This is a genomic window from Pseudoalteromonas sp. 20-MNA-CIBAN-0454, from assembly GCF_040308685.1.
In the GTDB taxonomy this organism is placed as follows: Bacteria; Pseudomonadota; Gammaproteobacteria; order Enterobacterales; family Alteromonadaceae; genus Pseudoalteromonas; species Pseudoalteromonas nigrifaciens.
This window is the reverse complement of sequence record NZ_JBEOOB010000170.1, coordinates 1-270: the sequence shown is the minus strand read 5'-3', so window position 1 is coordinate 270 and position 270 is coordinate 1. Positions and strand designations below refer to the sequence as shown.

The 270-nt window shown below is 52.6% G+C and carries 1 protein-coding gene; it reads left to right on the top strand.

What is annotated here, in order from left to right; all coding sequences use genetic code 11:
* On the top strand, positions 1-270 hold a 270-nt coding region (locus AAEZ22_RS18400), incomplete at both ends, for an MtrB/PioB family outer membrane beta-barrel protein (protein ID WP_352298489.1).

Here is a 270-nt window from a genome sequence, read left to right as displayed (position 1 = left end):
AACTCAGACTCGGCGGCAGTGTCGATTACGCTAAGCGCGACAATAAGGGATCGGTATGGGAATTCGCTCAATATGAAGTGAACGGGATCACGGGGGCATTTAAACAGAATATCCCTTTAGACACCGAACGCCGCGGCCTCAAGCTTAATGCCAGTTACCGCCTAAGCAGTGACTATCGCGTGCAGGCTGGCTATGACCGCAAAGAGATGGAGCGCAGTTATGGTGACCGTGAACAGACCAATGATGACGCCCTATGGGCCAAGCTCAATG